Here is a 26,775-nt window from a genome sequence, read left to right on the forward strand (position 1 = left end):
TCTATTGGCTGCAGCTCTCTCTACGGGTTTTCCGTGAGCAGCTTGTCCGCCGACTGCGCCAGCAATTGCGCGCGCTTGCGCGGGCCGCGCTCGAGAAACAGCAGGCTCTGGCCGAAGATGAAGCAGTAGAACAGGAAGGCCTGCGCATCGGCCTCTTCAGTCGGCAGCCCGGTGGCGCGATAGAGCTGGGCGACATTCTTCAGCCGCGCGGCATCGACGCTCGCGGCGGCGGCGGCGGCGGCCTCATCGGTGCGCGCCCATTGCCGGATCGCGAGCTCGACCGCCATCGCCTCGGTGTTCATGCGCTCCGAATACAGCGTGATGATCGCCTTCAGCCGCTCGCGCGCGCTGGCGCCGTCGAGCGCGGTGTGCTTCTCGATCGATGCGATGCGGCCGTCGCGCCAGCGCGTCAGCATGGCCTCGAGCAACGCGGCGCGATCCCTGAAGCGGCGGTAGAAGCCGCCCTTGGTGACGCCGAGATTCTTCGCCAGTACCTCGACCCGCACGCCGTCGACCCCGCTATGCGCGAGTTCGGCGAAGCCGGCCGCGACCCAGACGTCGCCTTTGCTTTCAGTCATGCGATCTCCGCGCATCATAATGCGCAATGGGATCGTCATCACGCATTAATCGCTTGTTTGTGCATGGCCTTTTCGGAAAACCGCTTCGCACTTTTCCGGATCATGCTTTGATACGGTACCGTATTGCTAGCCTGCTTCGTCCTTGATACGCTACCGTATCAAAAATCGAAGGAGGGATCCGATGGAGGGCGAGGCGACCTATCGCGGCACGGTCTATCCCTGGCACTGCGACCATATCGGCCACATGAACGTCATGTGGTATGTCGGCAAGTTCGACGAGGCGAGCTGGAACATGTTCGCGCGGCTCGGCCTGACGCCGAGCTACCTGCGCGAGTCCAGCCGAGGCATGGCCGCCGTGCAACAGAACATCTCCTACAAGCGCGAGCTGCTCGCCGGCGACCTCGTCGAGGTCAAGAGCCGGTTGGTCGAGTTCCGCGACAAGTCGATCCGTATCCTGCACGAGATGCGCAATGCGGAGACCGGCGAGATCGCCGCGACCTGCGAGATCGCGGCCGTGCATATCGACCGTGCCGCGCGCAGATCGACGCCGTTCGCGCCGGCGATCCGCTACGCGGCGATGCCGCATCTCGTGCCGTCCGAGCCCGCAATCGCGTGACCGCCATGCCGCGTTTCGAACCGAAGAATCCCGATTACCGTGCGGTCGCGACCGATACGTTCGCACGCCAGCGCGCGATGCAGACGCTTGGTATCTCGATCGCGCGCATGGAGCCCGGCGAGGTCGATCTCGCGATGCCCTATGCGCCGGAATTCTGCCAGCAGAACGGCTTCGTGCATGCCGGGATCATCACCGCGGGCCTCGACAATGCCTGCGGCATCGCCGCCTTCACGCTGATGCCGGCCGGTTCGGACATCCTCACCGTGGAGTTCAAGACCAATCTGCTGGCGCCGGCCCGCGGCGAGCGATTCGTGTTCCGCGCCGTCGTGGTCAAGCCCGGCCGCACACTGACGGTCTGCGACGGCCGCGCCTACGCGATCCAGGACGGCGTCGAGACGCTGGTCGCGACCATGAGCGGAACGCTGATGGCGCTGGCGCGGCGGGAGTCGCCGCCGACGGGTGGAGCTCTATCTCCGTCACCCTGAGGAGCCGCAAAGCGGCGTCTCGAAGGGTCGACGGCCCCATCGTTACGACGAAGGAGTGCGCGGGCTTGTCCGGGCCGTGCATCCTTCGAGGCTCGCAAGAGCTCGCGCCTCAGGATGACGGTGCTGAGCGGGTCGAGGCGCGGTTGTTTTCGCAGGGACGACGATTGTGGATGCAGGCCGCGCCACACACCCCGTGTCGTCCTGGCGAAAGCCAGGACCCATTACCCCGAATCTCAATTGTTGCGCTGGCTGGGGCCACGATCCCGGTCATCACCGAATGCGGTGGTTATGGGTCCCTGCTTTCGCAGGGACGACAAGCGGGGATGACGGTCTGAGAAAGTGTGACGGATTTGAAGGCGACGGCGCCCAAGATCTGCGCATGCATCCAAGACCCACGCATTGACAAGGTCCCGCCACACCGACCTGATAGGCGGATGTCTCGCGTGAGCTTCCTGCCATGATCGCCAGCCTCAGCCTGATCCTGCTCTGCCAGCTGGTCGGCGAGGTCGCCGTGCGCGCGCTGGCGGTACCGGTGCCGGGCCCGGTGGTTGGCCTCGTGCTGCTGCTGTTGCTGCTGTTGGCGCGCGACCGCTTTCCGGCGCTGGCGCGCGGGCCGCTCGGCGATGACGGCGTCGAGAGCGCGAGCCGCGGCATGCTCGCCAATCTCTCGCTGCTGTTCATTCCGGCCGGCGTCGGCGTGGTGCAGAAGCTCGATCTGCTCGCCGAGCACGGCATCGCGGTCCTGGTGATCCTCGCGGTTTCGGTCATCGTCACCCTGCTGGCGACGGTTGCAACCTTCGTTGCGGCGAGCAGTTTGTTGTCGCGCGAGGAGGAGAGGCCGTGAACGACAATCCGTTCTCGCTCTGGGTCTATCTCTCGCAGTCGCCGCTGCTCTGGCTGACGGTGACGCTGTTGATCTATGCGGCGGCCGACGCGGTGTCGCTGAAGACAAGGCGGCACCCGCTCGCCAATCCCGTGCTGCATTCGGTTTGGATCATCGGCGTGTTCCTGCTGCTGACCCGAACCTCCTACACCACCTATTTTGCCGGTGCGCAGTTCGTGCACTTCCTGCTCGGGCCGGCGACGGTGGCGCTCGCGGTGCCGCTCTACGAGAATCGCCGGCGGGTCGCGGCGGCGATCCTGCCGATGCTGGTTGCGCTCGCGATCGGCTCGCTGACGGCGATCGTCTCGGTGGTGCTGCTGGCGCAGGCGTTCGGGCTGCCGCGCGACGTCATCCTGTCGCTGGCGCCGAAATCGGTCACCGCCGGCGTCGCGATGGGCATCAGCGAATCCCTGCATGCCGATCCCTCGCTGACCGCAGTGTCGGTGATCCTCACCGGCATCATGGGGGCGATCATCGTCACGCCCCTGATGAACTTCACCGGCATCACCGACTTTCGCGCCCGCGGCTTTGCGGCGGGCATCGCCGCCCATGGCATCGGCACCGCGCGCGCCTTCCAGGTCGACGAGGTCGCCGGTGTCTTCGCCGGGATCGCGATGAGCCTGAATGCGCTGGTCACCTCGCTGCTGGTGCCGCTGGCTGTGACATATCTGCTGCGCTGAGCATGATCCGGAAAAGTGGGAACCGGTTTTCCCTCGCGACAAACGCAACGCGTTTGCGCGGAGATCATGCTGATATAGAGAGTCCGGCTGCAGGGCAGTTTTGTGCTATTGGTATGGCGTTGAGCAGCAAATCCTTCTAGGGTCGCCGGCTCAAACGCGAGTCTGTTCCCCTTGGTCTTCTCCGCAACTCAAAGCGTGCTTGGGCTGGCATCGGGCATGCTGGTCGGTTTTTCGCTGGGCCTGGTCGGCGGCGGCGGCTCGATCCTTGCCGTGCCGTTGATGGTCTACGTGGTCGGCGTGCCGGAGCCGCATGTCGCGATCGGCACCTCGGCGATCGCGGTCGCCGCCAACGCCGCGGTCAATCTCTCCAACCACGCCCGCGGCGGCACCGTGATCTGGTCCTGCGCGCTGGTGTTCGCGCTGTCGGGCATGCTGGGCGCGTTCGGCGGCTCGATCCTCGGCAAGATGCTGGAGGGGCAGAAGCTGCTCGCGCTGTTCTCGCTGGTGATGCTGGTCATCGCGGGCCTGATGCTGAAGAATCGCGCGCGGGTCGGGCTGACCGACGTCAAGATCTCGATGTCCAACATGCCCGCGATCATCGGCCTCGGGCTTGCCACCGGAACCATGTCGGGGTTCTTCGGCATCGGCGGCGGCTTTTTGATCGTGCCGGCGCTGATGCTGGCGACCGGGATGCCGATCATGAACGCGGTCAGTTCCTCGCTGGTTGCCGTCACCGCCTTCGGCATGACCACGGCCCTGAGCTATGCGTGGTCCGGGCTGGTGTCGTGGGGCCTGGCGGGGCTATTCGTCGCCGGCGGCATCGCGGGCGGCCTTCTCGGCACAAGCAGCGCCCGCCACCTGTCGGAACGGCGCGGCGCGCTTAATATCGTGTTTGCGACTGTGATTATCGTGGTGGCGATCTATATGCTGCTGCGTAACATCAATGTGTCCTGAACGTAGAAGGGTGAAGAGCTCTTGCGAAAGCCAGCTATGAACCAACTGACGAAATCGCCCCTGATCAACGCCGGTGCCACCCGCCGCGGCGCGCTCGGCCTGTTCGGTGCCGGCATCGCTCTCATGGCCGCGGGCGCCGCACGCGCCGAGGACGACAATGTCCTGACCGAGGAGCAGGTGCTGCGCGATCCGGATATTCCTGACATCGGCAACCCCAAGGGCGACATCACCATCGTCGAATGGTTCGACTACAACTGCCCCTATTGCCGCAAGCTCGCGCCGGAGCTGCGCCAGGTGGTGCAGGACGACGGCAAGGTCCGCCTCGTGCTGAAGGATTGGCCGATCCTCGGACCGGTCTCCAAGGTCGCGGCGCGGATGGCGCTGGCGGCGAAGTACCAGAACAAGTTCGACGTCGCGCATGAGGCGATGATCTCGGTCAATTCGCGCATCACCGAGCCGCGCATCGCCGAATTGCTCTCGGGCGCCGGCCTCGACATGGACCGCCTGAAGAAGGATCACGACGCCAACGCCAAGGCGATCGATGCGATCCTTTCCCGCAACAACGAGCAGGCGCTGGCGTTCGGCTTCAACGGCACGCCGTCATTCATCGTCGGCAAGTACCGCGTACCGGGCGTGCTCAGCATGGATCAGTTCGAGCAGGTGATCGCCGACGCCCGCAAGGCCAATATGGGTCGCAAGACCGAGCAGAATTGATCGCGCTTCCTGCAACGAAAATGGCCTCTCCGGCGAGAGGCCATTTGCTTTTTGTGTCGGCTTGAAAACAATCGTTACTTCGCCGCGATCTTGTCCCACTGCTCGCGGGTGCGCGTCTTCAGCAGGTTCCAGTCATGCGCTGCGACGTCCCAATTGACGATGGTGCGCGTGTCCTGCGCCACCTCGCCATTGGCGACGCTCGATGTCCGCATGGAATCGTAGACGTAGACGCCGCATATCAGCAGCAGCGCGCCCAAAATCATGCCGAAAAAGGTCCGCATCGCTCAATCCCTCCGGTGTCGGAAGCATAACGTCGCCGGGCTCGCTGTGGTTCCGGCGATCGATCAACTGCGCGCGAACGCCCGCATCACGTAATCGATGAACACGCGCACGCGCGGCGAGAGCTGGCGGTTGCGCGGATAGAGCAGGTTTACCGGCACCGATGGCGGCGGGCATTGCTGCAGCACCGGGATCAGCGTGCCGTTTGTCAGATCGGCTTCGGCGTGGAAGCGCGGCACCTGCACGAGGCCGAGACCGAGTTTGGCGCTCGCCAGGTAACTCTCGGGGCCGGTCACCGACATCGGCGCCGGCAGCGGAAATTGTTTCAGCACGCCGTCGATCACGAACTCCATCGGCCGCAGGCGTCCGGTCGTCAGCGAGCGGATGCCGATCATGCGATGGCCATCGAGTGCGAACGGGTCGACCGGTGTGCCGAAACGCGCAAGGTAATCCGGCGTCGCGCAGGTCAACCGCTCCAGCATCGTGACCTGCCGCGCGATCATGTCGCTGTTGGGCAGCTCGCCGAAGCGCAGCACGCAGTCGACGCCTTCGCGGATCAGATCGACCCAGCGGTCGCTCTCGCTCATGTTGATCTCGATATCAGGATATTCGGCGAGGAAGCCCGGCAGGTTCGGCAGCAGGAAGTGCCGCGCCAGCGTGCCCTGCACCTCGAGCCGCAGCAGCCCCTTCGGCCGCGCGCCGCCGAACGCGCCCTCGGCGTCTTCGAGATCCGCGATCAGCGACAGGCAGCGGCGGTAGTGCGCCTCGCCATCGAGCGTCGGGCGCACCGTGCGCGTGGTGCGCTCGAGCAGCCGCACGCCGAGCCGCGCCTCCAGTCCCTTCACCGCGTCCGTCACCGTCGAGCGCGGCAGCCCCAGATCCTCGGCGGCGAGCGAAAAGCTGCGCCGCTCGACCACCCGGGTGAACACGCGCATCGCGTCGAAACGGTCCATCTATTGTCCGGAAATAACGAATAGTGATGTCGGATGATGCATGATTATCCGGAAGACGCCAAGACCTAGTGTCCTCCCATCCAACGCGGCGCGGCCGCACAACCTGATGGGAGACTGAAAATGACCAACCAAACCAACAAGGTAGCTCTGGTGACGGGTGCCTCGCGCGGGATCGGCGCGGCGGTGGCCGAACGCCTCGCCAAGGACGGCTTCACCGTCGTCATCAACTACTCCGGCGACGCCAAACCCGCCCAGGCGGTGGCCGACAGGATCGAGGCCGCCGGCGGCCGGGCACTGACGGCGAAGGCCGATGTCAGCGATGCCAACGCGGTGCGCGGCATGTTCGACGCGGCGGAAGCCGCCTTCGGCGGCGTCGACGTGCTGGTCAACAACGCCGGCATCATGAAGCTCGGCAAGATCGCCGACAGCGACGATGCCGCGTTCGACCAGCAGGTCGCGGTCAATTTGAAGGGCAGCTTCAACACCATGCGTGAGGCGGCGCGCCGGCTGCGCAACGGCGGACGCATCGTCAACTTCTCGACCAGCGTCGTCGGCACCAAGCTTGAGACCTACGGCATCTATGTCGCGACCAAGGCCGCAATCGAGTCGTTGACCGCGATCCTGTCCAAGGAGTTGCGCGGCCGCGGCATCACGGTGAATGCGGTCGCGCCCGGGCCGACCGCGACCGACCTGTTCCTGCACGGCAAGTCGGACGAGCTGATTGACCGCTTCGCCAAGATGGTGCCGCTGGAGCGGCTCGGCACGCCCGATGACATCGCCAATGTCGTGTCGTTCCTCGCCGGCCCCGACGGCTCGTGGATCAACGGCCAGGCGCTCCGCGCCAATGGCGGCCTGGTCTGACGCCCGCACATCTCCAACCCAACTCGCATTCAACCGATCACAAGGATACGTGTCATGAAACAGGTCATCGTCATTACCGGCGCTTCGAGCGGCTTCGGCCGCCTCACCGCCAACGCGCTTGCCAAGGCCGGCCACACCGTCTACGCCTCGATGCGCCACACCACCGGCCGCAACGCCTCCGCGGTCGCCGATATCGAGGAGTTCGCGCGCGACAACAAGGTCGACCTGCGCTCGCTCGAGCTCGATGTCGGCTGGCAGGCGTCGATCGATGCGGCGATTGCGCAGATCGTCGCCGAGGAAGGTCGCCTCGACGTCGTGATGCACAATGCCGGCCACATGGTGTTCGGCCCGGCGGAGGCCTTCACGCCCGAGCAGCTTGCCGAGCTCTACGACGTCAACGTGCTGTCGACCCAGCGCGTCAATCGCGCGGCGCTGCCGCAGCTGCGCAAGCAGGGCAGGGGACTCGTGGTCTGGGTGTCGAGCAGCTCTTCGGCCGGCGGCACGCCGCCCTATCTCGCGCCGTATTTCGCGGCCAAGGCCGGCATGGATGCGATGGCCGTGATCTATGCTCGGGAGCTTACGCGCTGGGGCGTCGAGACCTCGATCATCGTGCCCGGCGCCTTCACCGGCGGCACCAACCACTTTGCGCATTCCGGCCGTCCCGCCGACGAGGCCCGCGTCGCCGAATATGAGGCCGGTCCCTATGCCGGCTTCGGCGAGGAGATCATGAAGGCGTTCGCGGCGATCGTGCCCGAGGATGCCGACGCCTCGTCGGTCGCCGACGTGATCGTCAAAGTCGTCGACACGCCGTTCGGCAAGCGGCCGTTCCGCGTCCACATCGATCCGACGCAGGACGGCGCCGAAGTCGCATTCGGCGTGATCGACCGCGTCCGCAACGAGATGCTGCACCGGGTCGGCTTCTCCGACCTGCTCAAGCCGCGAGTGAACGGGTAATCTTCTCCCCGCAACGTCATTGCGAGGAGCGACAGCGACGAAGCAATCCATCTGCCCGCGTGCTCGGTGACAATGGATTGCTTCGCTCGGCTCGCAATGACGGGATACGATCCCTCAGGTGCTGTCGGCTCGCTCACCATTCATCCACTGCATGATCTCCGCATTGATCTCGCGCGGATAGGTGTGGCTGAGATCGTCGATTTCGCGATAGGTCACCCTGGCGCCGGCGGCTGACAGCATGCCCTGGGTCTGCCGCGCGGTCTGCACGGGAAACATCCAGTCGAGTCGGCCGTGGGTGATGAAGATCGGCAAGCCGCGCAGCCGCTCCGCGTCGGCGATCTCTGCCATCAGCGGATGGAAGGTCGCGGCAACGGGCGCCAGATGCGTGAAGCGCGAGGCGCCGTCGAGCCCGCTCACATAGCTGAAGGTGCCGCCGTCGCTCATGCCGGTCAGCAGCAGGCGCGTCTCGTCGATCTTCCAGCGCGCACGCACCTGGTCGAGGATGCGGTTCAGATTCGGCGAGTCGGTGTCCTCGCCCATCAGCGCCCAGGTCTGGCCGGTCGCGGTCGGCGCCACCAGGATGGCGCCGCGGCTGCGCGCATCGCGCAGCCAGCTCCACAGGAAGCCGCGGCCATTGCCGCTGCCGCCATGCAGCGCCATCACCAGCGGCCAGGCGCGATCCGGCGTGTAATATTCCGGCACGTACATCGAGAAGCCGCCGCGGCTGCCCGGCTCGTTGCGCTCATGGAAGATGCCGGTGTCGGCGTTGGGCTTGGCGGCGAGCTTCGCCTGCAGCTCGGTATCCTCGCGCAGATCGGGCGCGATGAAGAAACCGCTGACCGGCGGCAGCTCGGTCAGCGGATAGAGCGCCTCCTGCGCCCGCGGCAGATAGCGCAGCGCGCGGAATACGCTGACCAGATCGCCTTCGCCGTTCTGCACCGCGCGCAGTCCCGCATAGCCTGACAGCGCCGGTTCGATCGCAGCTTCCAGCGCGGTCTTGATGTGCGCGAATTTCTCCGGCCAGTCGGCGAGCCGCGGCCGCACCGCCTGCAAGGCCTCTTCGGGCTCGCCCGCGATCTGCATCACGCGATCGAAGTCCGGCGGATTGAGGTTGCGCGCGACGAACGACAGCGATTCCAGCGTCTGCAACAGCGGCGGCAGCACGGCCACGATGTCGTCAACCACGGCCTCGCTCATCGCCGCTGCCTCTTCCCTTTGCCTCAATGAAGCCGCGGCGCCTTCAACAGCTTTATGCGGTCGATCGAGGTCAGCGTGACGTCGAAGGTGACGCCCTCGTGATAGATGGTCAGCGGCACGTCGACGCCGGCCGCGCCGAGCGACCAGAGCTTGCGGTAGAAGCCGGCCTGGCTCGTCACCTTGTCGCCGTCGACCGCGAGGATCACGTCGCCGGTCTTCAGTTCGGCGCGCGCCGCCGGTCCCTTGCTGGCGACGCCGACCACCACGAGGCGGTTGTCGATCTCGGTCGTGAACATGCCGAGCCACGGCCGCGCCGGCTTGTCGACCCGGCCGAACTTGCGCAAATCGTCCAGCACCGGATTGAGCAGATCGATCGGCACGATCATGTTGACATGCTCGGCGTGGCCCGAGCGCTCGCGTTCGAGCTGCAGCGAGCCGATGCCGATCAGCTCGCCGGCATTGTTGATCAGCCCGGTGCCGCCCCAGTTCGGATGCGACGGAGAAGTGAAGATCGCCTCGTCCAGCAGATACTCCCAGTAGCCGGCGAATTCCTGCTTCGCCGCGATCTGGCTTGCGACCGAGCGCGTGCGGCCGCCGGCGCCGCCGAGCACCACATTGTCGCCGACCTGCGTCGCCGCCGACGAGCCGATCCGCAGCGGCTCGAGATCGACCCGGCCGAGCGCCTGCACCAGGCCGAAGCCGGATTCGAAATCGAAGCCGAGCGCGTGGCCCTCGACCGCGCGGCCGTCGCCGAGATGCAGCCACACCGTGGCGGCTTCAGTGATCAGATAGCCGATCGTCAGCACCAGCCCGTCGTCGATCAGGACGCCATTGCCGGCGCGCTCGGTGCCGAGCGTCTCGGCGCTGAAAGCATCCGGCGGAATGATCGAGTGCAGCCCGACCACACTCATCAGCGCGCGATCGAGATCGTAGCGGTAATCTTCAGGGCGAGGCTGAAAGGCCGCGGGCACTTTCCATTCGGTCGTGGAGGGCATCAAGGGATCTCCTGGCGTGCAGGGCGCTGGAACCTCAAGGTAGACCGAGGTTCTGCCGGCAGGGAAGATGGAATGATATACCTTGCAGGGCCGCCTGCACAGCTCATGTGGCGTGCAGACCTGCCCCTCGCAAGATAATTGAACCTATTCGGTTTTTGCCGCACGCGCCGGCATGATGCGGAAGGCACGGTTGTCCTTGATCCACGCGGCGCGCTCGTCGCGCAGCATGGTGCGGCGAACCTTTCCGGAATCGTCGCGCGGCGCGGTGCCGACGCGCTCGAAACTTTCCGGATGCTTGTAGCGGCTGAGCCGGTCCTTCAGGAAATCGCCCATGCCGTCGGCGATCGCTTGTGCATCGGCGCTGTCGGCGAGCTCGAGGATCGCATGCACGCGCTGGCCGAATTCCGGATCGGGCAGTCCGACCACGACGCAGGAGCGCACCTCGGGATGCTCGCTGACCGCGGCCTCGACCTCGGCCGGATAGATGTTGGCGCCGCCGCGCAGCACCATGTCGGCGAGCCGGTCGCCGAGATAGAGATAGCCTTCGTCATCGAGTCGGCCGATGTCGCCGAGCGACTCCCAGCCGTCCGGCCGCCGCTTCGGCGTTGCGCCGAGATAGTGATAAGTCGAGCCGGCGCCGTCATTGGGCAGGAAATAGATTTCGCCGGTCTCGCCGGACGCGACGTCGTTGCCGTCCTCGCCGATGATGCGCAGTTTCGCGGTCTCGCCGATCTTGCCGACCGAGCCCTTGTGCGCCATCCATTCGGTGCCTGAGATCACGCAGGCGCCCTGCCGCTCGGTGCCGCCATAGAGCTCCCAGATCCGCTCGGGGCCGAGCCATTCGATCCACTTCTCCTTCAGCCAGGGCGGCATCGGCGCTGCCATGTGAAACACGATGTTCAGGCTGGAGACGTCGTAGCGGTTGCGCACCTCCTCGGGCAGCGCCCAGATCCGGTGCATCATGGTCGGCACGAAGTTCACCCATTGCACGCGCTCGCGCTCGATCAGCCGCAGCGTCTCCTCGGCGTCGAACTTCACCATGCCGGTGACCCTTCCGCCCCCGAACAGCGCAAAGTGCGAGAGGATGAATGGCGCATTGTGATACAGCGGCCCCGGATTGAGCAGCGAGGTGTCGCGCGCAATGCCGAGCGTCGCCTCGGCCGTGGTCTCGATCACCGCGGGGTTGTGATCGAGGATCACCTTCGGCCGCCCGGTCGAGCCGCCGCTCGTCATCGCCTTCCAGTAGCGCGCGACCGGCGCATCGAGCGGCTCCTCGGAGAATCCGTCCGGCACGAAATTCACCGGCAGCGAATTCGGCGCATTCCAGTCGGCCTCGCCGCCGACCACCAGCGACGGTTTCAGAATCTCGAGCACGGCAGCGGCCTCGCCGCGCGGCAGCCGCCATGACAGCGAGGTCGGCGTCGCGCCGCACTTCCACACCGCGAAGGTCGTCTCGAAGAACGCGTTGCTGTTGGGCAGCCCGATCGCGACGAAGTCGCCGGGCTTGACGCCCTTGGCGGCGAAGGCGCGCGCCCGTGCATTGGCGCGGCGCTCGAGCTCGAGCCAGGTCAGCGCATCCGCGCCATGACTGATGGCGATCGCATCCGTGGGCTTGCGTTCGGCATACCAGCGCGGCACGTCGGCGAGGGGGATCAGCATGGTCGTTTCCGTCGGAAAAGGCGGCTTGAAGCGCTCTTGTTGCAGGGATGTGGCCAAGGCCACGGCCGCCACTTCACCAAGAGTGCAGTCTCCGTGTCAAGCCGGCGGCTGTCCATGCGGCCGGTATCCCGCTGATGGAGTTGCAGAATCCCTGTTCGCTAAAAGCCGCGTCAAGATTCCGGTAAAGTTCAAGCGATCGCGCTAAGCCGGGCTTTACGGGGGGCCGGCATTGTGGCCGTTGCGGTTCTGTGCCGGGCGCGTCGAGCGACGTGCACGGCGTGCAATGTCTTTCAATGACCAATGGCTTCAAGGACGGCGACGATGGCGAGCAATCGAGCACGGATCAAGGTCAGTCGCGAGCCGCGGCGCCAGCTCAACAATCGTGCGGCCTGGATCACGGTCGACGACGGCGCGACCGAGAGCGAATGCGCCGTGGTCGACATCTCGCCGGGCGGCGCCAAGATCACCACCGAGGTCGAGTTCGAGGTGAAGGACCGGCTTGCGCTGACATTGCTCGCCGATCACGCCAAGCGCTTCCCTTGCGAGGTGGTCTGGCGGCGCGGCAAGACCTACGGGCTCAAATTCGTGACCGCCGAGGTCGAGCCGGTTGAACCGGCCGCGGAGCCGGCCGGCGCGACCTAGCGCGGCTTCATCAATCAACGTTCGAATGGACATCGGCGCAGACCATCGCCGATCGCATCGGGCGCGCGTTCAATGGTTCACGCCAGGACGTCCCGCGCAAGTGTGGCTCACGTCATCGCCGCTGCGGGTTGTTGTCGGCATTGCCGGTGGTGGTGCCCGTCGGGCCTCCCGGAAGCGCCGGTGCGGCGCTGCCGCCGCCGGTGCCCGAAGACGGTGCGACGCGCTGGCCGGACTGGGTCGGGAGCGCAGTGCCGCCGACGCCGTTCGACGGTGCGGCGCGGTCGCCAGGCCTCGGCGGCAGCGGGGTGCCGCCGGTGTTCTGCGCGAGAAGCGGGGCCGGTGCGAGGATGAGGCCGGCGGCGACGACGATGGCAAATTTGGTCTTGAACATGTGCTGGTCCGAGATGGCGCGGTGAGGCTTGAGCGACAGGCACAGCCGCGACGGAGACGAGACATCCGCCAAGCCCGCGAGATTGCGATACCAACATAACGTCAGCCGCATTTGATGCGTTCCCGGACGCCTCGCCAGGGCGAAGCAAATATCCGTGTAATGAACGGTCTCCACCGATCGCGGCGACGCCTCGCCGGTGTTGCGGATCTTTCGACATGAAGTTTGGACATTCATGTCGCGAGAATGCGGATGTGTGACTCACAGAACTCGCCACACACTCAATGTCGTCCTGGCGAAAGCCAGGACCCATAACCTCAAATCTCAATTGTTGCGCGACGCTGGGGCCGCGATCCCGTTCATCATCAAATGCGGTGGTTATAGGTCCTGGCATTCGCCAGGACAACGAACGGATAGCGCCGTGTGCCCGTCCTCACGGGTTCACGCAAACACAGTCGAGCCCGGCAATGGCGACTGGTTGTCCAGGCGCCGTCGTCCTAGCGTTCCGTCAGCTTCAGCTCGATGCGGCGGTTGCGCTTGTAGGCCTCTTCGGTCTGCGCGGTGTCGAGCGGCTGGAATTCAGCAAAGCCGGCGGCGACCAGGCGTTGCGCCGGCACGCCCAGCGAGACCAGGTACTGCACCACCGAGATCGCGCGCGCCGAGGACAATTCCCAGTTCGACTTGAACAGCGGGCTGTTGATCGGCCGCACGTCGGTGTGGCCGTCGACGCGCAGCACCCAGGCGATCTCGGGCGGAATCTGCTTGTCGAGATCGATCAGGGCGCTCGCGACCGTTTCGAGCTCGGTCTTGCCCTCGGGCAGCAGCGTCGCCTGGCCGGTGTCGAAGAACACTTCCGACTGAAACACGAAGCGGTCGCCGACGACGCGGATATCGGGACGGTTGCCGAGGATCGCACGCAGCCGGCCGAAGAATTCCGAGCGGTATTTCGATAGTTCCTGCACCCGCTGCGCCAGCGCGACATTGAGGCGCTGGCCGAGATCGGCGATGCGGTTCTGCGATTCCTTGTCGCGTTTCTCGGAGGCGTCGAGCGCCTCTTCGAGCGCAGCGAGCTGGCGGCGCAGCGCGCTGATCTGCTGGTTCAGCAGCTCGATCTGCGCCAGTGCGCGCGACGATACGGCCTTCTCGGACTCCAGCGCCTTGTTGAGTTCGTTGGCGCGGCCCTGCGCGTCGCTGCCGGAACTCGCGAGCCCCTCATAGAGTCCCTTCATGCGGTCGCGCTCGCCTTCCGCCGAGGCGAGCCCGGCGCGCAGCTGCGCCACCTGGTCGTCGAGCGTCAGCTTGGAGAGCTTCTCCAGCGACAGCAGGTCGTTGAGCTGGGCGATCTTGGCGGTGAGCTGTTCCAGCGCCTTGTCCTTGCCGGTGACCTCCTGCGACAGGAAGAACTGCACGACGAGGAACACCGACAGCAGGAACACGATCGACAGCACCAGCGTCGACAATGCGTCGACAAAGCCGGGCCAGTAGTTGAAGCCGGATTCGCTGCGGCGCGAGCGGGCGAGGGCCATGGGTGTCTCCTTGGGCTTGCTCCCCGGCTAGCTCTTCTCGGGCTGGCGGGCGAGGCGTTCGAGCAGCCGCTTGATCTCGCGGTTCTGCTCGCCCTGGCCGTCGGCCCATTCCCGGATCATCTGCTGCTCGGTGCGCATATGCGCAACCAGTCCCTGGATCGCCTCGGCAAGATTGGCCATCGCGGCCGTGGTGCTGCGGCCGCCGCCGCCTTCCTCGAGCGCGGTGCGGAGCCGATCGATGGCGCCCTGCATGTCGCCGGAGACGCCAGGTTCATCGCCGGAAATGCCGCGCACGGTGCCGGCGAGCCAGTCCTCGAGGTCGGTGTAGAAGCGGTTCTGGGCCTGGCTCGACTGCAGGTCGAGGAAACCGAGGATCAGCGAGCCGGCGAGGCCGAACAGCGAGGACGAGAACGAGATGCCCATGCCGCCGAGCGGCGCGGCGAGGCCCTCCTTCAGCGTATCGAACAGCGCGCCGGAGTCGCCGCCGACCTTGAGCCCGTCGATCACCTTGCCGACCGAGCCCACCGTCTCGATCAGGCCCCAGAACGTGCCGAGCAGGCCGAGGAACACCAACAGGCCGGTCATGTAGCGCGAGATGTCGCGGGCTTCATCGAGGCGGGTTGCGATCGAATCGAGCAGATGTCGCATGGTCTGCTGCGAGATCGACATCCGCCCCGAGCGTTCGCCGCCGAGGATCGCGGCCATCGGGGCAAGCAGCGTCGGGCGGCGCTCGATCGCAAGGCCGGGATCGGCGATGCGGAAATTGTTGACCCAGGCGACCTCGGGATAGAGCCGGATCACCTGGCGGAACGCCAGGATGATGCCGATCAGCAGCACCGCCCCGATCAGGGCGTTCAGCCCCGGATTGGCAAAGAAGGCCGTGACGATCTGCTTGTACAGCACGACCCCGACCAGGCTGCAGAGCACCAGGAACACCAGCATCCGCACCAGGAAGATCCGAGGCGAGGACAGCTTGCTCAATTCGATCTCCATGTCGGAGCGGGAAGGAGGCATTGCCGGGTCATCCGTTCGCGAAGGCCGCATCTGCGAGCAATATGGCACAGCGGCGGAGTGAGGAAAGCCGATTCCAGGGGCAGCAAACAGGACCTTGAGTTGGAATCTCGTGGGCCGTTGCCGCTTTGCACGGCTTTCCGACCGCTCCTCGCTTCACTATCCACTGAGTTGCACACCCCACCCGCAGATCGCGAAATGAGGTCGGCTTGCACGCGTCATTCGGTGAGGCGAACGCGACGATGGTGATTCGGTCCGATTGTCTCGATGTTGCGAGGTGCGGCATTCCGCGCAGGCAAAATGGCAGGGTTCCCGCTCATGCAGACCTTAATGCATTCCCACAGCCTGCGATGGAACCCGCTCACAATGCGGTGACAAGACAAAAGATGCCGCGAAATCAGAGCGATAGCGTTCTGTGACATTGAGCCGCCCAAAAACGCATTGCGTCGCAGCAAGCAGATTTTATTTTCATCACAGCAACACGAGCGGTGTCGCCGTGACACCGCCGTTCGTTTGTTCAAACGTTTCAGGGGCGATTATCTCAATGTCTGGACTTCGCGCGCAATCGGCATGCATTGCTCTGATGCTGGCCGTGACGGCGCCACTGCTTGCAAGCTGCGACGAGCCGAACACCGCAACCGCCGCCGTGCAAGCACCCGAGCCGGACGTCAGTGTCGTCACCGTGAAGCCGCAGGCGCGCGCGATGCTGCGCGAGCTGCCGGGCCGCATCGCGCCGACCCGTGTTTCCGAGGTACGCCCGCGCGTCTCGGGCATCGTGGTCAACCGCATGTTCCATCAGGGCAGCGAGGTGAAGGTCGGCGATCCCCTGTACCAGATCGATCCGCGCCCGTTCGAAGTCGAATTGCAGTCGACCGAGGCGGCGCTGGCGCGCGCCAAGGCCGTGCTCGAACAGGCCGCGCTGCAGGCCCGCCGTATCGCCACCTTGACCAGCCAGCGCGCGGCGCCGGAAGCCGAGAACGAAAAGGCGATCGCGACGCTGAAGCAGGCCGAAGCCGATGTGCAGGGACGCGAGGCCGAAGTTGCGCGCGCCAAGCTCAATCTGGATTATGCGGCGATCCGCGCGCCGATCGACGGCACCATCGGCGCGGCGCTGGTCAGCGAGGGCGCGCTCGTCGTGCAGAACGACGCCGCGAGCCTTGCGACCATCCAGCAGCTCGATCCGATCTACGCCGACTTCCAGCAGTCGGTGACCGAGATGAACCAGCTCCGCCGTGCCTTCGAGAGCGGCGATCTCGACCGCATCGCGCCCGACGCGATGAAGGTGCGCCTCGTGCTCGACGATGGCTCGATCTACCCGCTGCCGGGCAAGCTGCTGTTCTCCGACGCCAAGGTCGACGCCTATACCGGGCAGGTGACGTTGCGCGGCGAGTTCCCGAACCCGCATCGCATCCTGCTGCCGGGCATGTATGTGCGCGTGCTGATCGAGCAGGGCATCGACAGCGATGCGATTGCCGTGCCGCAGCAGGCGATCCAGCGCAATGGCGGCGGCGGCAGCGAGGTGTTCGTTGTCAAGGCCGACAATCACGTCGCGGTGCAGCCGGTGCGCACCGGCTCGCTGCAGGGTGGTTCCTGGTTCGTGACCGATGGCCTGAAGGCCGGCGACAAGGTCGTCGTCGAGGGGTTCCAGAAATTCGCCGCCGGCGACAAGGTCCGGCCGCAAGCCTGGCGCGAGGTCGACGCAGCTGCAGCACCGACGGATTCGCACCAGACCGCGCACGCAGTGCGGTGATCCGATATGCCTAGCTTCTTCATCGACAGGCCGATCTTCGCCTGGGTCGTCGCGCTGTTCATCTGTCTGATCGGCGCGATCTCGATTCCGCTGCTCGCGGTCGCGCAATATCCGATCATCGCGCCGCCCTCGATCTCGATCTCGACCAGCTATCCCGGCGCGTCGCCGGAGAACCTCTACAACAGCGTGACGCGGCTGATCGAGGAGGAGCTCAACGGCGCCGCCAACATCCTGAACTTCGAATCGACCTCCGACTCGCTTGGCCAGGTCGAGATCATCGCCAACTTCAAGCCGGGCACCGACACCAGCCAGGCTTCGGTCGAGGTGCAGAACCGCCTCAAGCGCGTCGAGGCGCGGCTGCCGCGCGCCGTGATCCAGCAGGGCATCCTGGTCGAGGAAGCCTCGTCCGCCGTGCTGCAGATCATCACGCTGAACTCGACCGACGGCTCGCTGGATGAAGTGGGCCTCGGCGACTTCATGATCCGCAACGTGCTGGGCGAGGTGCGCCGCATCCCCGGCGTCGGCCGCGCCACGCTGTATTCGACCGAGCGGTCCTTGCGGATCTGGATCGATCCGGCCAAGCTGGTCGGCTACGGCCTGTCCGCCGACGACGTCAACAAGGCGATCACGGCGCAGAACGCCCAGGTCGCCTCCGGCAGCATCGGCGCCGAGCCGAGCACAGATACCCAGAAGATTTCCGCGCAGGTGCTGGTGAAGGGCCAGCTGTCCTCTCCCGACGAGTTCGGCGCCATCATCCTGCGCGCCAACGCCGACGGCTCGACGGTCCGCCTGCGCGACGTCGCGCGGATCGAGATCGGCGGCCTCAGCTACCAGTTCAACACCCGCCTCGACGGCAAGCCGACCGCCGGCCTCTCGGTGCTGCTGTCGCCGAAGGGCAATGCGCTGGCGACCGCGAGCGCGGTCGAAGCCAAGATGAAGGAGCTGTCGCGCTTCTTCCCGGCCAACATCTCCTACGAAATCCCCTACAACATCACGCCGGTGGTCGAGGCTTCGATCAAGAAGGTATTGACGACGCTGGTCGAGGCCGTCGTGCTGGTGTTCGTCGTGATGTTCCTGTTTCTGCAGAACATCCGCTACACCATCATCCCGACCATCGTGGTTCCGGTGGCGCTGTTGGGCGCCTGCGCCACGCTGATGATCGCGGGTTTCTCGATCAACATGCTGACGATGTTCGGCATGGTGCTGGCGGTCGGCATCCTCGTCGACGACGCCATCGTCGTGGTCGAGAACGTCGAGCGCATCATGGCGGAGGAGGGTCTGCCGCCGAAGGAAGCCACCAAGAAAGCGATGTCGCAGATCACCGGCGCCATCATCGGCATCACGCTGGTGCTGATGGCGGTGTTCGTGCCGATGGCGTTCTTCCCCGGCTCGGTCGGCATCATCTACCGGCAGTTCTCGGTCACCATGGTGGCGGCGATCGCGTTCTCGGCGCTGCTCGCGCTGTCGCTGACGCCGGCGCTGTGCGCGACCTTGCTCAAGCCGGTCAAGAAGGGCCACGGCCATGCCAGCAAGGGCGTGTTCGGCTGGTTCAACCGCGTGCTCGACACCAGCCGCGCCGGCTATGTCAGCACGGTGCAGGCCGGGCTGAAGCGCACCGGCCGCCTGATGCTGATCTATCTGGTGCTGTTCGCAGGCGTCGCCTACGGCTTCGTCCGGCTGCCCGGCGGCTTCCTGCCGGTCGACGACCAGGGCTTCATCACGACCGACGTGCAGACGCCGTCGGAGTCGTCCTATGCCCGCACCGAAGCCGCGGTCGAGCAGGTCGAGAAGTACCTCAAGGACCGCGCCGGCATCGAGAACGTCACGTTCCTCACCGGCTTCAGCTTCCTCGGCCAGGGCATGAACACCGCGCAGGCCTTCATCACCCTGAAGGACTGGTCGGAGCGCGGCCCGAAGGATTCCGCCGCCGCCATCGTCGCCGACATCAACCGCGATTTGTCGTCGATCCGCGACGCCAGGATCTCGGCGTTGCAGCCGCCGCCGATCGACAACCTCGGCAACTCCTCGGGCTTCTCGTTCCGCCTGCAGGACCGCGGCCAGAAGGGTTATTCGGCGCTGATCGCCGCGTCCGATCGCCTGATCGCTGAGGCCAATGCCAGCCCGATCCTGCAGAAGGTCTATGTCGAAGGCCTGCCGCCGGCGCCGCAGGTCAATCTGATGATCGACCGCGAGAAGGCGGGCGCGTTCGGCCTCACCTTCGAGGACATCAACAACACGATCTCGACCAATCTCGGCTCGAACTACATCAACGACTTCCCGAACCGCGGGCGCATGCAGCGCGTCATCGTGCAGGCCGACAAGACCAGCCGCATGAACGCGGACGACATCCTCAACTACAACGTCAAGAACAGCCGCGGCCAGCTGGTGCCGTTCTCGGCCTTCGCCACCATCGAGTGGTCGAAGGGACCGACGCAGATCGCGGGCTTCAACTACTATCCGGCGGTGCGCATCTCCGGCGAGGCGCGGCCGGGCTTCACCTCGGGCGATGCGATCGCCGAGATGGAGCGGCTCGCCGACAAGCTGCCGCGTGGCTTCGGCTATGAATGGACCGGCCAGTCGCTGCAGGAGAAGCTGTCGGGCTCGCAGGCGCCGTTCCTGCTCGCGCTGTCGGTGCTGGTGGTGTTCCTGTTGCTCGCCGCGCTCTATGAGAGCTGGACCATTCCGCTCGCGGTGCTGCTCACCATTCCGCTCGGCATTCTCGGCGCGGTGGTGGCGGCGACGATGCGCGGGCTCTCAAACGACGTCTATTTCACCGTCGGCCTGATCACTATCATCGGTCTTGCCGCCAAGGACGCGATCCTGATCATCGAGTTTGCCAAGGATCTGCGCGCGCAGGGCAAGCCGCTGGTCGAGGCGACCATCGAGGCCTGCAGTCTCAGATTCCGCCCGATCCTGATGACCGGTCTGGCCTTCGTCTGCGGCGTGCTGCCGATGGCGATCGCGACCGGTGCCGGCGGCGCCAGCCAGCAGGCACTCGGCACGTCAGTGATGGGCGGCATGATCGCGGTGGTGATCCTCGCGCTGCTTCTGGTGCCGGTGTTCTTCGTCAGCGTGCAGCGCGTGCTGGCCGGCGACCGTGAGACGGCGCCGGAGCAGGGTGAGGTGTATGGCCCGCCCGCGCCGGCAAGGATCGGTCACTGACATCAGGGACCGACGCTGGTCAGATCAGCGGCTTGCTTTCGCAAGCCGACCAATCCAGATTGCAGCTCTGGATTGAACGGGAAGCGTTTGGGCAACCCGGCGATTGAGGGCATGCGATGCGGCCGAGCGATATTGCGATCTCGAATTATCGCTCGATCCGGCGGCTCTTCATGCCCATCCAGCCGCTGTCCGTCTTCGTCGGCGAGAACGGTGTCGGTAAATCCAATCTCTACAAGTCCCTGTCGCTGTTGCGGGATGCTGCGACCGGCCGGATCACGCGCACGATCGCTGACGAGGGCGGGCTGAACTCGGTCTGCTGGTCGGGCCTGCGCAAGCGCGGCGAGGATGCAAGGCTGCGGTTGGAGGTCAGGTTCGATCACGTCAAATACGCCATCGAGCTCGGGCATCGCGGCCCGCTCGAGGCGGCATTTCCCGGCGAGCCGATGATCAAGTCCGAACGCATCGAGGCGATCCACGGCAAGCGCAAAGTCCTGATGATGGAGCGGACCAATTCATACGTCAGCGTCCGCGGCGAGAGCGGCGCCTGGAGCGAGCACAAGGATGCGGTGCTGCCGTCGGAGACCGCGCTCGCGGATTTCCTCGACGGCAAGGCGTGCCCCGAAATCGACCTGATCCGAAACTCGCTGCAGAGCTGGCGCTTCTATCACGATTTTCGCACCGATCCGGGCTCGCCGATTCGAAAGCCCTGTCTCGCCATCACGACGCCCTCGCTGAGCGCCGATGGCAGCGACCTGGCCGCCGCCTTGGCAACGCTCAGCGCGATCAGGCAGGATGCGGTCGACTTGCAGGATGCGATCGAGGATGCGTTCCCGGGTGCCGAGCTCCGGGCATGGGCGGAAAACGGACGGTGCGAATTCGAGCTGCAGCAGGCTGACGTGCCGCGCCCGTTCAAGGCGCACGAACTATCCGACGGCACGCTGAAATATATCTGCCTGCTCGCCGTGTTCATGGGCTATCGGCTGCCGCCGTTCATCGCGCTGAACGAGCCCGAGACCAGCCTGCATCCCTCGCTGTTGGCGCCGTTGGCGAGGCTGATCGCCAGGGCGTCGCGCCGCGCCGACATCTGGATCGTCACCCATTCGGAACAACTGATGGAGGCGCTGCGCAGCGAGAGCGCGGTCCCGCCGCGCCGGGTGATCAAGGCGAAGGGCGCCACGACCATCGAGGGCCTGACCGCGGGCGGTGAATTTCGTGACGGGCAGGACGACGATGATGAGGATGACGACGATTAAATCGCGCCGTCGCGTTACTGCCCGAGCGGCTTCAGGATCTTGATCAGCTCGCCGTGCACGAACTCGTTGCCGCAGACGATGTGGCCGGTCTGCAGCGGGTCGTCATTGCCCTGGATGCCGGAGACGGTGCCGCCGGCTTCGCGGACCATCAGCAGGCCGGCCGCGACGTCCCAGGCCTGCAGATTGCGCTCCCAATAGCCGTCGAGCCGGCCGGCGGCGACAAAGGCGAGGTCGAGCGAGGCGGCGCCGAAGCGGCGGAAGCCCGCGACCTTGGTCTGCAGCGCCGCCATCTCCTGCAGCGCCAGCTGGTGACTACCGCGGCCGATATGCGGCAGGCCGCAGGCCACGACGCATTCGTTGAGCTGGCGGCGGCCGGCGACGCGCAGGCGCTGGTCGTTGAGGAACGCGCCCTTGCCGCGCTCGGCGATGTAGAGCTCGTCATTGGCGGGATTGTAGATCACGCCGGCGATCACGGTGTCCTCGCGCTTCAGCCCGATCGAGATCGCGAATTGCGGGATGCCGTGCAGGAAGTTGGTGGTGCCGTCCAGGGGATCGACGATCCAGGTGTGGCTCTTGTCAGAGCCTTCGCGCTTGCCGCCTTCCTCGCCGACGAACCCGTAGCCGGGCCGGGCCTTCTCGAGGTCGGTGTAGAGCATCTCCTCGGCGCGCTTGTCGGCGAGCGAGACGAAGTTTGCCGGCCCCTTCAGCGACGCCTGGAGATGTTCGATCTCGCCGAGGTCGCGCTTGAGGCTGCGGCCGGCGCGGCGCGCGGCCTTGACCATGACATTGATGAGAGCGGAATAGAGCATGATGAGAACTTGTGACCCGAGAATGTGAAAGTCGATCAGGCGGCGCACGCAAATCCGTCATCCTGAGGTGCGAGCGCAGCGAGCCTCGAAGGGTGCACGGCCCCGGACCGGGCCGTTCATCCTTCGAGACGCGCTTTCGCGCTCCTCAGGATGACGGATCAGGAGGGAGCGACCTAGCCGCCCGAGTTTCCGGACTGGGTGCCCTCTGGAAGTGGCGCCGTCAAGGCGTCATTTGACGTTGTTTCCGATCCATTTTCGCGCGGCTGCCTCGGCCTTGGCGCGGTCTTCCGGGCTCATATCGGCGAGGATGTCGTCGAGATCGGGGTCGCCCTTGCCGGCGGTCTTGGCGACCGTGTGCCATTTCAGCGCCTCGACCTTGTCCACCGGGGCGCCGGCGCCGGTCGCCAGCACATGGGCGAGGCGGTTTTGCGCGATCGCGCTGTTCTGCCGGGCCGCCTTGCGCAGCAGCGCCACCGCCGCCGGCACGTTCCGCGGCGTGCCCGAGCCGTTGTAGAGGGCGATGGCATATTCGACCTCGGCATCGACATTGTCGGCCAGCGAGGCGGCCTGCAGCAGCCGCGCCGCCTTCTCGAGGTCCTTCGGCACGCCGGTGCCTTCCTTGTAGAAGGTCGCGAGCGCGTATTGCGCCTCGGGGCTGCCGGCGTCGGCGGCCATGCGCAACAGCTCGGCGGAGCGGCGGAGGTCCTGCGGCAGGGTCTGGCCGTCGAGATAGAGCAGCGCGAGATTATAGGCCGCCTTCGGCTCGCCGAGCTTGGCCGACGACGCCAGCAGCTTGACCGCGGCATCCTTGTCGACCGCGCCGCCGCGGCCCGCGATCTTCATCATGGCGAGCGCGAACATCGCCTCGCGGTCGCCGGCATCGGAGGCGCGCTTGTACCACTCGTCGGCCTTGACGTAGTCGCGCTTGACGCCGAGCCCATTGGCATAGAGCTCGCCCAGCATCGTCATGGCCTTGGCATCGTTGTTGTTCTGCGCGCGCGCGGTCGCGAGGTCGAACGCGGTCTTGTACATGCCGCGCTGATAGGCGCCGTAGACGAGGTCGACATTGGGATCGTCGACGGCCTGGGTCGGGGTCGGCGAGGGCGTCGGAGATGCGGCAGGCTTCGGCGTCGCGGAGGCGGCGGGCTTGGGCGTCGGCTTCTTCGCGACCGGCGAATGCACCTTCGGCTTCGGAGCCTCCTTCTTCGCGGGCGGCGTCTGTGCCGGCGGCGTGATCGAGAGCTGCGCCATCGCGCCGCTCGCCAGCATCGTGCAGCCGAGCGCAACACCTATCGGACGCAGGCATTTCATTCCGGCGTCATCCCTCGGCCTTTCCGTCGGCCTTGGCCTTGCCGAATGTGCCTGCATGCGCCCGCGCAATCGCCTCTCCGATCTCGACAAGCGCCGCCTTGGCGCCGCGCGGATCGGACCAGATGGAGTCTCCGACCAGCACGAAATCCGCGCCGACCGCCGCGAACGTCTCGGCTTCCTCGCGCGAGGTTGCAAAGCCGATGCAGGGCGGCTCGAACAATTCGTCCCACCATTCCAGCCGCTCGGCGATGGCCTCGCGCGAGGGCCGCTGTCCGTTGGCGTCGGGCTCGCCGAACAGCACATAGTCGGCACCGGCTTCGCCCGCGGCCATGGAATCGTGGCGGGTCGCGAGTCCGCCGACGCCGACAATGCGGTCGGGTTTCAGCGCCGGCGACGCCTCTTCCATCGCGGCGACGCCGGTCAGATGCGCGCCGTCGGCGCCGGCGCGGGCCACGATATCGGGATGACCGTCGATCAGCAGCGCCGCGCCGGCGTTCTGGATCGCGGGCGCCAGCGCCTTGATGGTGGAGATCATGCTGCGCGGATCGCTCTCGCGCAGCCGCACCAGCACGGCCGCGACATCGGCCGCGGCAAGCAGCTCGGTGAGCTCGGCCGCAAGCCGCGCAGGCTCATCGACCGCCGGCGTTGCCAGATAGAGGCGCGGCGTCGGCCGCGGCGGAACGGGCTTGGTCGCCAACTATGCCGCCTGTTTCTCGAGGCCGGCTTCCCAATTGCCGGTGCTCGCGAGCCCGTTCATCCGGGCGCGATGCGAGAAGGCGCGCTGGCCCGCGGGGACGTTGTCGGGCTTGCCGGACCACGCCTTCTGCGGCGCCGCCTGCAGCGCGCGGCCGTAGGAGAAGGTCAGCCGCCAGGGCAAATTGCCGAACTTGTTCATGGCGTCGAGATGCGCGGTCGCTTCCTCGTCGCTCTGGCCGCCGGAGAGGAAGGCGATGCCGGGCACCGCGGCCGGCACGCAGCTCTTGAGCAGGCGGATGGTCTTCTCGGCGACTTCCTGCACCGGCGCTTGCTTCGGGCACTTCTTGCCCGAGATCGCCATGTTCGGCTTCAGGATCATGCCTTCGAGCGCGACGCGCTGCACCCGCAATTCCTGGAAGGTGCGGTTCAGCACGCGCTGCGTCACCTCGTAGCAGCGGTCGATGTCATGATCGCCGTCCATCAGCACCTCCGGCTCGACGATCGGGACGATCTGCGCGGCCTGGCACAGCGCGGCGTAGCGCGCCAGCGCATGGGCGTTGGCACGGATCGCGGTCTGGGTCGGGATTCGCGGTCCGATATCGATCACCGCCCGCCACTTCGCAAAGCGCGCACCGCGCTCGTAATATTTCTTCAGCCGCTCGGCGAGCTTGTCGAGGCCGACGGTGACGAGTTCGCCTGGGCAGTTCGGCAGCGCCTGCGTGCCCTCGTCGACCTTGATGCCGGGGATCGCGCCGGCCTGCTCGATCAGCTTGACCAGCGGCGTGCCGTCCTTGGCATTCTGCCAGATCGTCTCGTCGTAAAGGATGACGCCGGAGATGTACTTGCTCATCGCCTCCTGCGAGCGGAACAGCATCTCGCGATAGTCACGGCGATTGTCCTCGGTCGAATCGACCTTGATGGCGTCGAACCGCTTCTTGATGGTGCCGGAGGATTCGTCGGCGGCGAGAATGCCCTTGCCCGGGGTGACCATGGCAAGCGCGATTTTGTTGAGGTCGGAGAGGTTCATCGGGGCGTCCTCCAGAGCCATTGCCTTTGCAAACCAAAATAGGCGGTTCTCGGGCAAATGCCTAGAAAACGTTCGTCGCGGCTGAGATCGCGCGTAGATTTGGCTTGTTCTGTTCACCTCGCCCCGCTTGCGGGGAGAGGCATAGGCCGCCTTCGGCGGCCGTCGGCAAAGAACGCCGAAGTCGAGCTTCGGCTATGTTGCATCGCTAGATGCAATCCGGGCGAGGGGGTACAGGTCTAACCGCATTCGCCGCTCGTGGAAGCAGCCCCTCACCCCAACCCTCTCCCCGCGAAGGGCGGGGAGAGGGAGAGATACGTCAGGCGACCTTGGGGTCGAGCTGGCCCGCGGCGTAGCGCTTGGCCATTTCCGCCGTGGTCAGCACCTTCTTGATCTTGCTGGCCTGGCCCGCGGTGTTGAACTCCTGCAGGCGCTGCTTGCACAGCTTGGTCATCGCCTCCATCGCGGGCTTGAGGTATTTGCGCGGATCGAACTCTTCCGGATTGTCCTTCAGCACCTTGCGGATCTGACCGGTCATCGCCATCCGGTTGTCGGTGTCGATGTTGATCTTGCGCACACCGTTCTTGATGCCGCGCTGGATCTCGGCGACCGGCACGCCCCAGGTCGGCTTCATCTTGCCGCCATTGGCGTTGATGATCTCCTGCAGCTCCTGCGGCACCGACGAGGAGCCGTGCATGACGAGATGCGTGTTCGGCAGCTTGCGATGGATTTCCTCGATCACGTTCATGGCGAGGATGTTGCCGTCGGGCTTGCGGGTGAACTTGTAGGCGCCATGCGAGGTGCCCATCGCGATCGCCAGCGCGTCGACCTTGGTTTCCTTGACGAACTTCACGGCCTCGTCCGGGTTGGTCAGCAGCTGGTCGTGCGACAGCTTGCCCTCGGCGCCATGGCCGTCTTCCTTGTCGCCCATGCCGGTCTCGAGCGAGCCGAGCACGCCGAGCTCGCCTTCCACCGAGATGCCGCCGAGATGGGCCATGCCGGTCACGGTCTTGGTGACGCCGACATTGTAGTCCCAGTCGCCGGGGGTCTTGCCGTCGGCCTTCAGCGAGCCGTCCATCATGACCGAGGTGAAGCCGGACTGGATCGCGGTCATGCAGGTGGCGGGCTCGTTGCCGTGGTCGAGATGCACGCAGACCGGGATCTGCGGGTAGATCTCGGTGACGGCGTCCATCATGTGCTTGAGCATGACGTCGTTGGCGTAGGACCGCGCGCCGCGCGAAGCCTGGATGATGACGGGCGCGTCGACCTCGGAGGCTGCCGCCATGATCGACAGCGCCTGTTCCATGTTGTTGATGTTGAAGGCAGGTACGCCGTAATCATGCTCGGCCGCGTGGTCGAGCAGTTGCCGCAACGTAATGCGAGCCATTCCATTTC

General features: G+C 65.8%; 26 protein-coding genes. 12 read left to right on the top strand and 14 right to left on the bottom strand.

The genetic code is table 11. From position 1 onward, the window contains the following. Positions 1 to 20: 20 nt before the first annotated feature. On the bottom strand, positions 21 to 578 hold the full coding sequence (locus ACVW1B_RS40060) for a TetR/AcrR family transcriptional regulator (protein ID WP_028342569.1): 558 nt from the start codon (positions 576 to 578) through the stop codon (positions 21 to 23). 181 nt (positions 579 to 759) lie between these two features. Between ACVW1B_RS40060 and ACVW1B_RS40065 the strand changes: the two genes are divergently transcribed. The 6 genes from ACVW1B_RS40065 to ACVW1B_RS40090 all read left to right on the top strand — a co-directional run bounded on the left by ACVW1B_RS40065 (position 760) and on the right by ACVW1B_RS40090 (position 4,910). Further along, positions 760 to 1,194 carry an acyl-CoA thioesterase gene (locus tag ACVW1B_RS40065; protein WP_253604581.1) on the top strand — a complete coding sequence of 145 codons (435 nt, stop codon included), beginning with the start codon at positions 760 to 762 and terminating at the stop codon, positions 1,192 to 1,194. A gap of 5 nt (positions 1,195 to 1,199) precedes the next feature. Further along, the gene (locus ACVW1B_RS40070; RefSeq protein WP_253604580.1) at positions 1,200 to 1,679 is read left to right on the top strand and encodes a PaaI family thioesterase; all 480 of its coding nucleotides are present in this window, start codon (positions 1,200 to 1,202) and stop codon (positions 1,677 to 1,679) included. Positions 1,680 to 2,136: 457 nt separating this feature from the next. After that, positions 2,137 to 2,523, top strand: a complete 387-nt coding sequence (locus tag ACVW1B_RS40075) for a CidA/LrgA family protein (protein WP_018269670.1) — start codon at positions 2,137 to 2,139, stop codon at positions 2,521 to 2,523. Beyond that, positions 2,520 to 3,242, top strand: coding sequence for an LrgB family protein (locus ACVW1B_RS40080; RefSeq protein ID WP_456777804.1), 723 nt, complete (start codon positions 2,520 to 2,522; stop codon positions 3,240 to 3,242). The genes ACVW1B_RS40075 and ACVW1B_RS40080 overlap by 4 nt, the downstream gene beginning before the upstream one ends. Positions 3,243 to 3,458: 216 nt before the next feature. After that, entirely contained in the window at positions 3,459 to 4,196 is a 738-nt protein-coding gene (locus ACVW1B_RS40085; protein WP_051003131.1) for a sulfite exporter TauE/SafE family protein, read from the top strand. A gap of 36 nt (positions 4,197 to 4,232) precedes the next feature. After that, positions 4,233 to 4,910 carry a DsbA family protein gene (locus ACVW1B_RS40090; RefSeq protein ID WP_456777802.1) on the top strand — a complete coding sequence of 226 codons (678 nt, stop codon included), beginning with the start codon at positions 4,233 to 4,235 and terminating at the stop codon, positions 4,908 to 4,910. Between the two features lie 74 nt (positions 4,911 to 4,984). Here the strand turns inward: ACVW1B_RS40090 and ACVW1B_RS40095 are convergent, their stop codons facing one another. Then, positions 4,985 to 5,191, bottom strand: coding sequence for a hypothetical protein (locus ACVW1B_RS40095; RefSeq protein WP_016841536.1), 207 nt, complete (start codon positions 5,189 to 5,191; stop codon positions 4,985 to 4,987). A 63-nt stretch (positions 5,192 to 5,254) separates the two neighbouring features. Continuing rightward, positions 5,255 to 6,142 (bottom strand): LysR family transcriptional regulator, encoded by an 888-nt coding sequence (locus ACVW1B_RS40100; protein ID WP_456822902.1) that lies wholly within the window; start codon positions 6,140 to 6,142, stop codon positions 5,255 to 5,257. Positions 6,143 to 6,262: 120 nt separating this feature from the next. Between ACVW1B_RS40100 and ACVW1B_RS40105 the strand changes: the two genes are divergently transcribed. Together ACVW1B_RS40105 and ACVW1B_RS40110 are read left to right on the top strand one after the other, a co-directional pair. Further along, complete coding sequence (locus ACVW1B_RS40105) at positions 6,263 to 7,003, top strand: SDR family oxidoreductase (protein ID WP_456777800.1); 741 nt, start codon at positions 6,263 to 6,265, stop codon at positions 7,001 to 7,003. A 54-nt stretch (positions 7,004 to 7,057) separates the two neighbouring features. Next, positions 7,058 to 7,957, top strand: a complete 900-nt coding sequence (locus ACVW1B_RS40110) for an SDR family oxidoreductase (protein ID WP_456777799.1) — start codon at positions 7,058 to 7,060, stop codon at positions 7,955 to 7,957. A gap of 114 nt (positions 7,958 to 8,071) precedes the next feature. On the opposite strand, the gene ACVW1B_RS40115 is transcribed toward ACVW1B_RS40110, so the two are convergent. From ACVW1B_RS40115 to ACVW1B_RS40125, 3 genes are all read right to left on the bottom strand, one after another. Beyond that, positions 8,072 to 9,154, bottom strand: a complete 1,083-nt coding sequence (locus tag ACVW1B_RS40115) for a carboxylesterase family protein (protein ID WP_456822903.1) — start codon at positions 9,152 to 9,154, stop codon at positions 8,072 to 8,074. Positions 9,155 to 9,177: 23 nt separating this feature from the next. After that, positions 9,178 to 10,149: a S1C family serine protease gene (locus ACVW1B_RS40120; protein WP_057016190.1), complete on the bottom strand. Its 972-nt coding sequence runs from the start codon at positions 10,147 to 10,149 to the stop codon at positions 9,178 to 9,180. Positions 10,150 to 10,293: 144 nt separating this feature from the next. Continuing rightward, positions 10,294 to 11,808, bottom strand: coding sequence for an AMP-binding protein (locus tag ACVW1B_RS40125; RefSeq protein WP_456777797.1), 1,515 nt, complete (start codon positions 11,806 to 11,808; stop codon positions 10,294 to 10,296). A 321-nt stretch (positions 11,809 to 12,129) separates the two neighbouring features. Here ACVW1B_RS40125 and ACVW1B_RS40130 point away from each other — a divergent pair, with 321 nt between their 5' ends. Then, the gene (locus tag ACVW1B_RS40130) at positions 12,130 to 12,450 is read left to right on the top strand and encodes a PilZ domain-containing protein (protein WP_456777796.1); all 321 of its coding nucleotides are present in this window, start codon (positions 12,130 to 12,132) and stop codon (positions 12,448 to 12,450) included. A gap of 112 nt (positions 12,451 to 12,562) precedes the next feature. Here ACVW1B_RS40130 and ACVW1B_RS40135 read toward each other — a convergent pair whose 3' ends face one another. The 3 genes from ACVW1B_RS40135 to ACVW1B_RS40145 form a co-directional block, all read right to left on the bottom strand. Next, complete coding sequence (locus tag ACVW1B_RS40135; protein ID WP_456777795.1) at positions 12,563 to 12,952, bottom strand: hypothetical protein; 390 nt, start codon at positions 12,950 to 12,952, stop codon at positions 12,563 to 12,565. 383 nt (positions 12,953 to 13,335) lie between these two features. Further along, positions 13,336 to 14,364 (bottom strand): peptidoglycan -binding protein, encoded by a 1,029-nt coding sequence (locus tag ACVW1B_RS40140; RefSeq protein WP_057016193.1) that lies wholly within the window; start codon positions 14,362 to 14,364, stop codon positions 13,336 to 13,338. A 27-nt stretch (positions 14,365 to 14,391) separates the two neighbouring features. Continuing rightward, on the bottom strand, positions 14,392 to 15,378 hold the full coding sequence (locus tag ACVW1B_RS40145) for a flagellar motor protein MotA (RefSeq protein ID WP_456777794.1): 987 nt from the start codon (positions 15,376 to 15,378) through the stop codon (positions 14,392 to 14,394). Positions 15,379 to 15,919: 541 nt separating this feature from the next. Here ACVW1B_RS40145 and ACVW1B_RS40150 point away from each other — a divergent pair. The 3 genes from ACVW1B_RS40150 to ACVW1B_RS40160 all read left to right on the top strand — a co-directional run bounded on the left by ACVW1B_RS40150 (position 15,920) and on the right by ACVW1B_RS40160 (position 21,540). Further along, positions 15,920 to 17,125 carry an efflux RND transporter periplasmic adaptor subunit gene (locus ACVW1B_RS40150; protein ID WP_456822904.1) on the top strand — a complete coding sequence of 402 codons (1,206 nt, stop codon included), beginning with the start codon at positions 15,920 to 15,922 and terminating at the stop codon, positions 17,123 to 17,125. Positions 17,126 to 17,131: 6 nt separating this feature from the next. After that, positions 17,132 to 20,287: a multidrug efflux RND transporter permease subunit gene (locus ACVW1B_RS40155; RefSeq protein WP_456777792.1), complete on the top strand. Its 3,156-nt coding sequence runs from the start codon at positions 17,132 to 17,134 to the stop codon at positions 20,285 to 20,287. A gap of 116 nt (positions 20,288 to 20,403) precedes the next feature. After that, a complete protein-coding gene (locus tag ACVW1B_RS40160; protein ID WP_456822905.1) occupies positions 20,404 to 21,540 on the top strand; it encodes an AAA family ATPase in 1,137 nt (378 codons plus the stop codon). A gap of 14 nt (positions 21,541 to 21,554) precedes the next feature. Here ACVW1B_RS40160 and ACVW1B_RS40165 read toward each other — a convergent pair whose 3' ends face one another. The 5 genes from ACVW1B_RS40165 to fba form a co-directional block, all read right to left on the bottom strand. Beyond that, positions 21,555 to 22,349 carry an inositol monophosphatase family protein gene (locus ACVW1B_RS40165; RefSeq protein ID WP_456822906.1) on the bottom strand — a complete coding sequence of 265 codons (795 nt, stop codon included), beginning with the start codon at positions 22,347 to 22,349 and terminating at the stop codon, positions 21,555 to 21,557. 228 nt (positions 22,350 to 22,577) lie between these two features. Beyond that, on the bottom strand, positions 22,578 to 23,660 hold the full coding sequence (locus tag ACVW1B_RS40170) for an HcpA family protein (RefSeq protein WP_456777790.1): 1,083 nt from the start codon (positions 23,658 to 23,660) through the stop codon (positions 22,578 to 22,580). Between the two features lie 7 nt (positions 23,661 to 23,667). After that, entirely contained in the window at positions 23,668 to 24,357 is a 690-nt protein-coding gene (locus tag ACVW1B_RS40175) for a thiamine phosphate synthase (protein WP_456822907.1), read from the bottom strand. After that, positions 24,358 to 25,383, bottom strand: coding sequence for a class I fructose-bisphosphate aldolase (locus ACVW1B_RS40180; RefSeq protein ID WP_456777788.1), 1,026 nt, complete (start codon positions 25,381 to 25,383; stop codon positions 24,358 to 24,360). A 316-nt stretch (positions 25,384 to 25,699) separates the two neighbouring features. Then, on the bottom strand, positions 25,700 to 26,767 hold the full coding sequence (gene fba, locus ACVW1B_RS40185; RefSeq protein ID WP_168859026.1) for a class II fructose-bisphosphate aldolase: 1,068 nt from the start codon (positions 26,765 to 26,767) through the stop codon (positions 25,700 to 25,702). Between the last annotated feature and the right edge of the window lie 8 nt (positions 26,768 to 26,775).

It is taken from the genome of Bradyrhizobium sp. USDA 4502 (genome assembly GCF_054063355.1).

What these genes read in the sequence shown, in the direction of transcription:
- ACVW1B_RS40135 (WP_456777795.1), bottom strand. Translation starts at nt 12,952, where the DNA reads ATGCGGCTGACGTTATGTTGGTATCGCAATCTCGCGGGCTTGGCGGAT.
- ACVW1B_RS40100 (WP_456822902.1), bottom strand. Translation starts at nt 6,142, where the DNA reads ATGGACCGTTTCGACGCGATGCGCGTGTTCACCCGGGTGGTCGAGCGG.
- ACVW1B_RS40070 (WP_253604580.1), top strand. Translation starts at nt 1,200, where the DNA reads ATGCCGCGTTTCGAACCGAAGAATCCCGATTACCGTGCGGTCGCGACC.
- ACVW1B_RS40115 (WP_456822903.1), bottom strand. Translation starts at nt 9,154, where the DNA reads ATGAGCGAGGCCGTGGTTGACGACATCGTGGCCGTGCTGCCGCCGCTG.
- ACVW1B_RS40065 (WP_253604581.1), top strand. Translation starts at nt 760, where the DNA reads ATGGAGGGCGAGGCGACCTATCGCGGCACGGTCTATCCCTGGCACTGC.
- ACVW1B_RS40095 (WP_016841536.1), bottom strand. Translation starts at nt 5,191, where the DNA reads ATGCGGACCTTTTTCGGCATGATTTTGGGCGCGCTGCTGCTGATATGC.
- ACVW1B_RS40140 (WP_057016193.1), bottom strand. Translation starts at nt 14,364, where the DNA reads ATGGCCCTCGCCCGCTCGCGCCGCAGCGAATCCGGCTTCAACTACTGG.
- ACVW1B_RS40145 (WP_456777794.1), bottom strand. Translation starts at nt 15,378, where the DNA reads ATGCCTCCTTCCCGCTCCGACATGGAGATCGAATTGAGCAAGCTGTCC.
- ACVW1B_RS40105 (WP_456777800.1), top strand. Translation starts at nt 6,263, where the DNA reads ATGACCAACCAAACCAACAAGGTAGCTCTGGTGACGGGTGCCTCGCGC.
- ACVW1B_RS40165 (WP_456822906.1), bottom strand. Translation starts at nt 22,349, where the DNA reads ATGCTCTATTCCGCTCTCATCAATGTCATGGTCAAGGCCGCGCGCCGC.
- ACVW1B_RS40090 (WP_456777802.1), top strand. Translation starts at nt 4,233, where the DNA reads ATGAACCAACTGACGAAATCGCCCCTGATCAACGCCGGTGCCACCCGC.
- ACVW1B_RS40120 (WP_057016190.1), bottom strand. Translation starts at nt 10,149, where the DNA reads ATGCCCTCCACGACCGAATGGAAAGTGCCCGCGGCCTTTCAGCCTCGC.
- ACVW1B_RS40180 (WP_456777788.1), bottom strand. Translation starts at nt 25,383, where the DNA reads ATGAACCTCTCCGACCTCAACAAAATCGCGCTTGCCATGGTCACCCCG.
- ACVW1B_RS40130 (WP_456777796.1), top strand. Translation starts at nt 12,130, where the DNA reads ATGGCGAGCAATCGAGCACGGATCAAGGTCAGTCGCGAGCCGCGGCGC.
- ACVW1B_RS40085 (WP_051003131.1), top strand. Translation starts at nt 3,459, where the DNA reads ATGCTGGTCGGTTTTTCGCTGGGCCTGGTCGGCGGCGGCGGCTCGATC.
- ACVW1B_RS40155 (WP_456777792.1), top strand. Translation starts at nt 17,132, where the DNA reads ATGCCTAGCTTCTTCATCGACAGGCCGATCTTCGCCTGGGTCGTCGCG.
- fba (WP_168859026.1), bottom strand. Translation starts at nt 26,767, where the DNA reads ATGGCTCGCATTACGTTGCGGCAACTGCTCGACCACGCGGCCGAGCAT.
- ACVW1B_RS40150 (WP_456822904.1), top strand. Translation starts at nt 15,920, where the DNA reads ATGTCTGGACTTCGCGCGCAATCGGCATGCATTGCTCTGATGCTGGCC.
- ACVW1B_RS40110 (WP_456777799.1), top strand. Translation starts at nt 7,058, where the DNA reads ATGAAACAGGTCATCGTCATTACCGGCGCTTCGAGCGGCTTCGGCCGC.
- ACVW1B_RS40170 (WP_456777790.1), bottom strand. Translation starts at nt 23,660, where the DNA reads ATGAAATGCCTGCGTCCGATAGGTGTTGCGCTCGGCTGCACGATGCTG.
- ACVW1B_RS40125 (WP_456777797.1), bottom strand. Translation starts at nt 11,808, where the DNA reads ATGCTGATCCCCCTCGCCGACGTGCCGCGCTGGTATGCCGAACGCAAG.
- ACVW1B_RS40075 (WP_018269670.1), top strand. Translation starts at nt 2,137, where the DNA reads ATGATCGCCAGCCTCAGCCTGATCCTGCTCTGCCAGCTGGTCGGCGAG.
- ACVW1B_RS40060 (WP_028342569.1), bottom strand. Translation starts at nt 578, where the DNA reads ATGACTGAAAGCAAAGGCGACGTCTGGGTCGCGGCCGGCTTCGCCGAA.
- ACVW1B_RS40160 (WP_456822905.1), top strand. Translation starts at nt 20,404, where the DNA reads ATGCGGCCGAGCGATATTGCGATCTCGAATTATCGCTCGATCCGGCGG.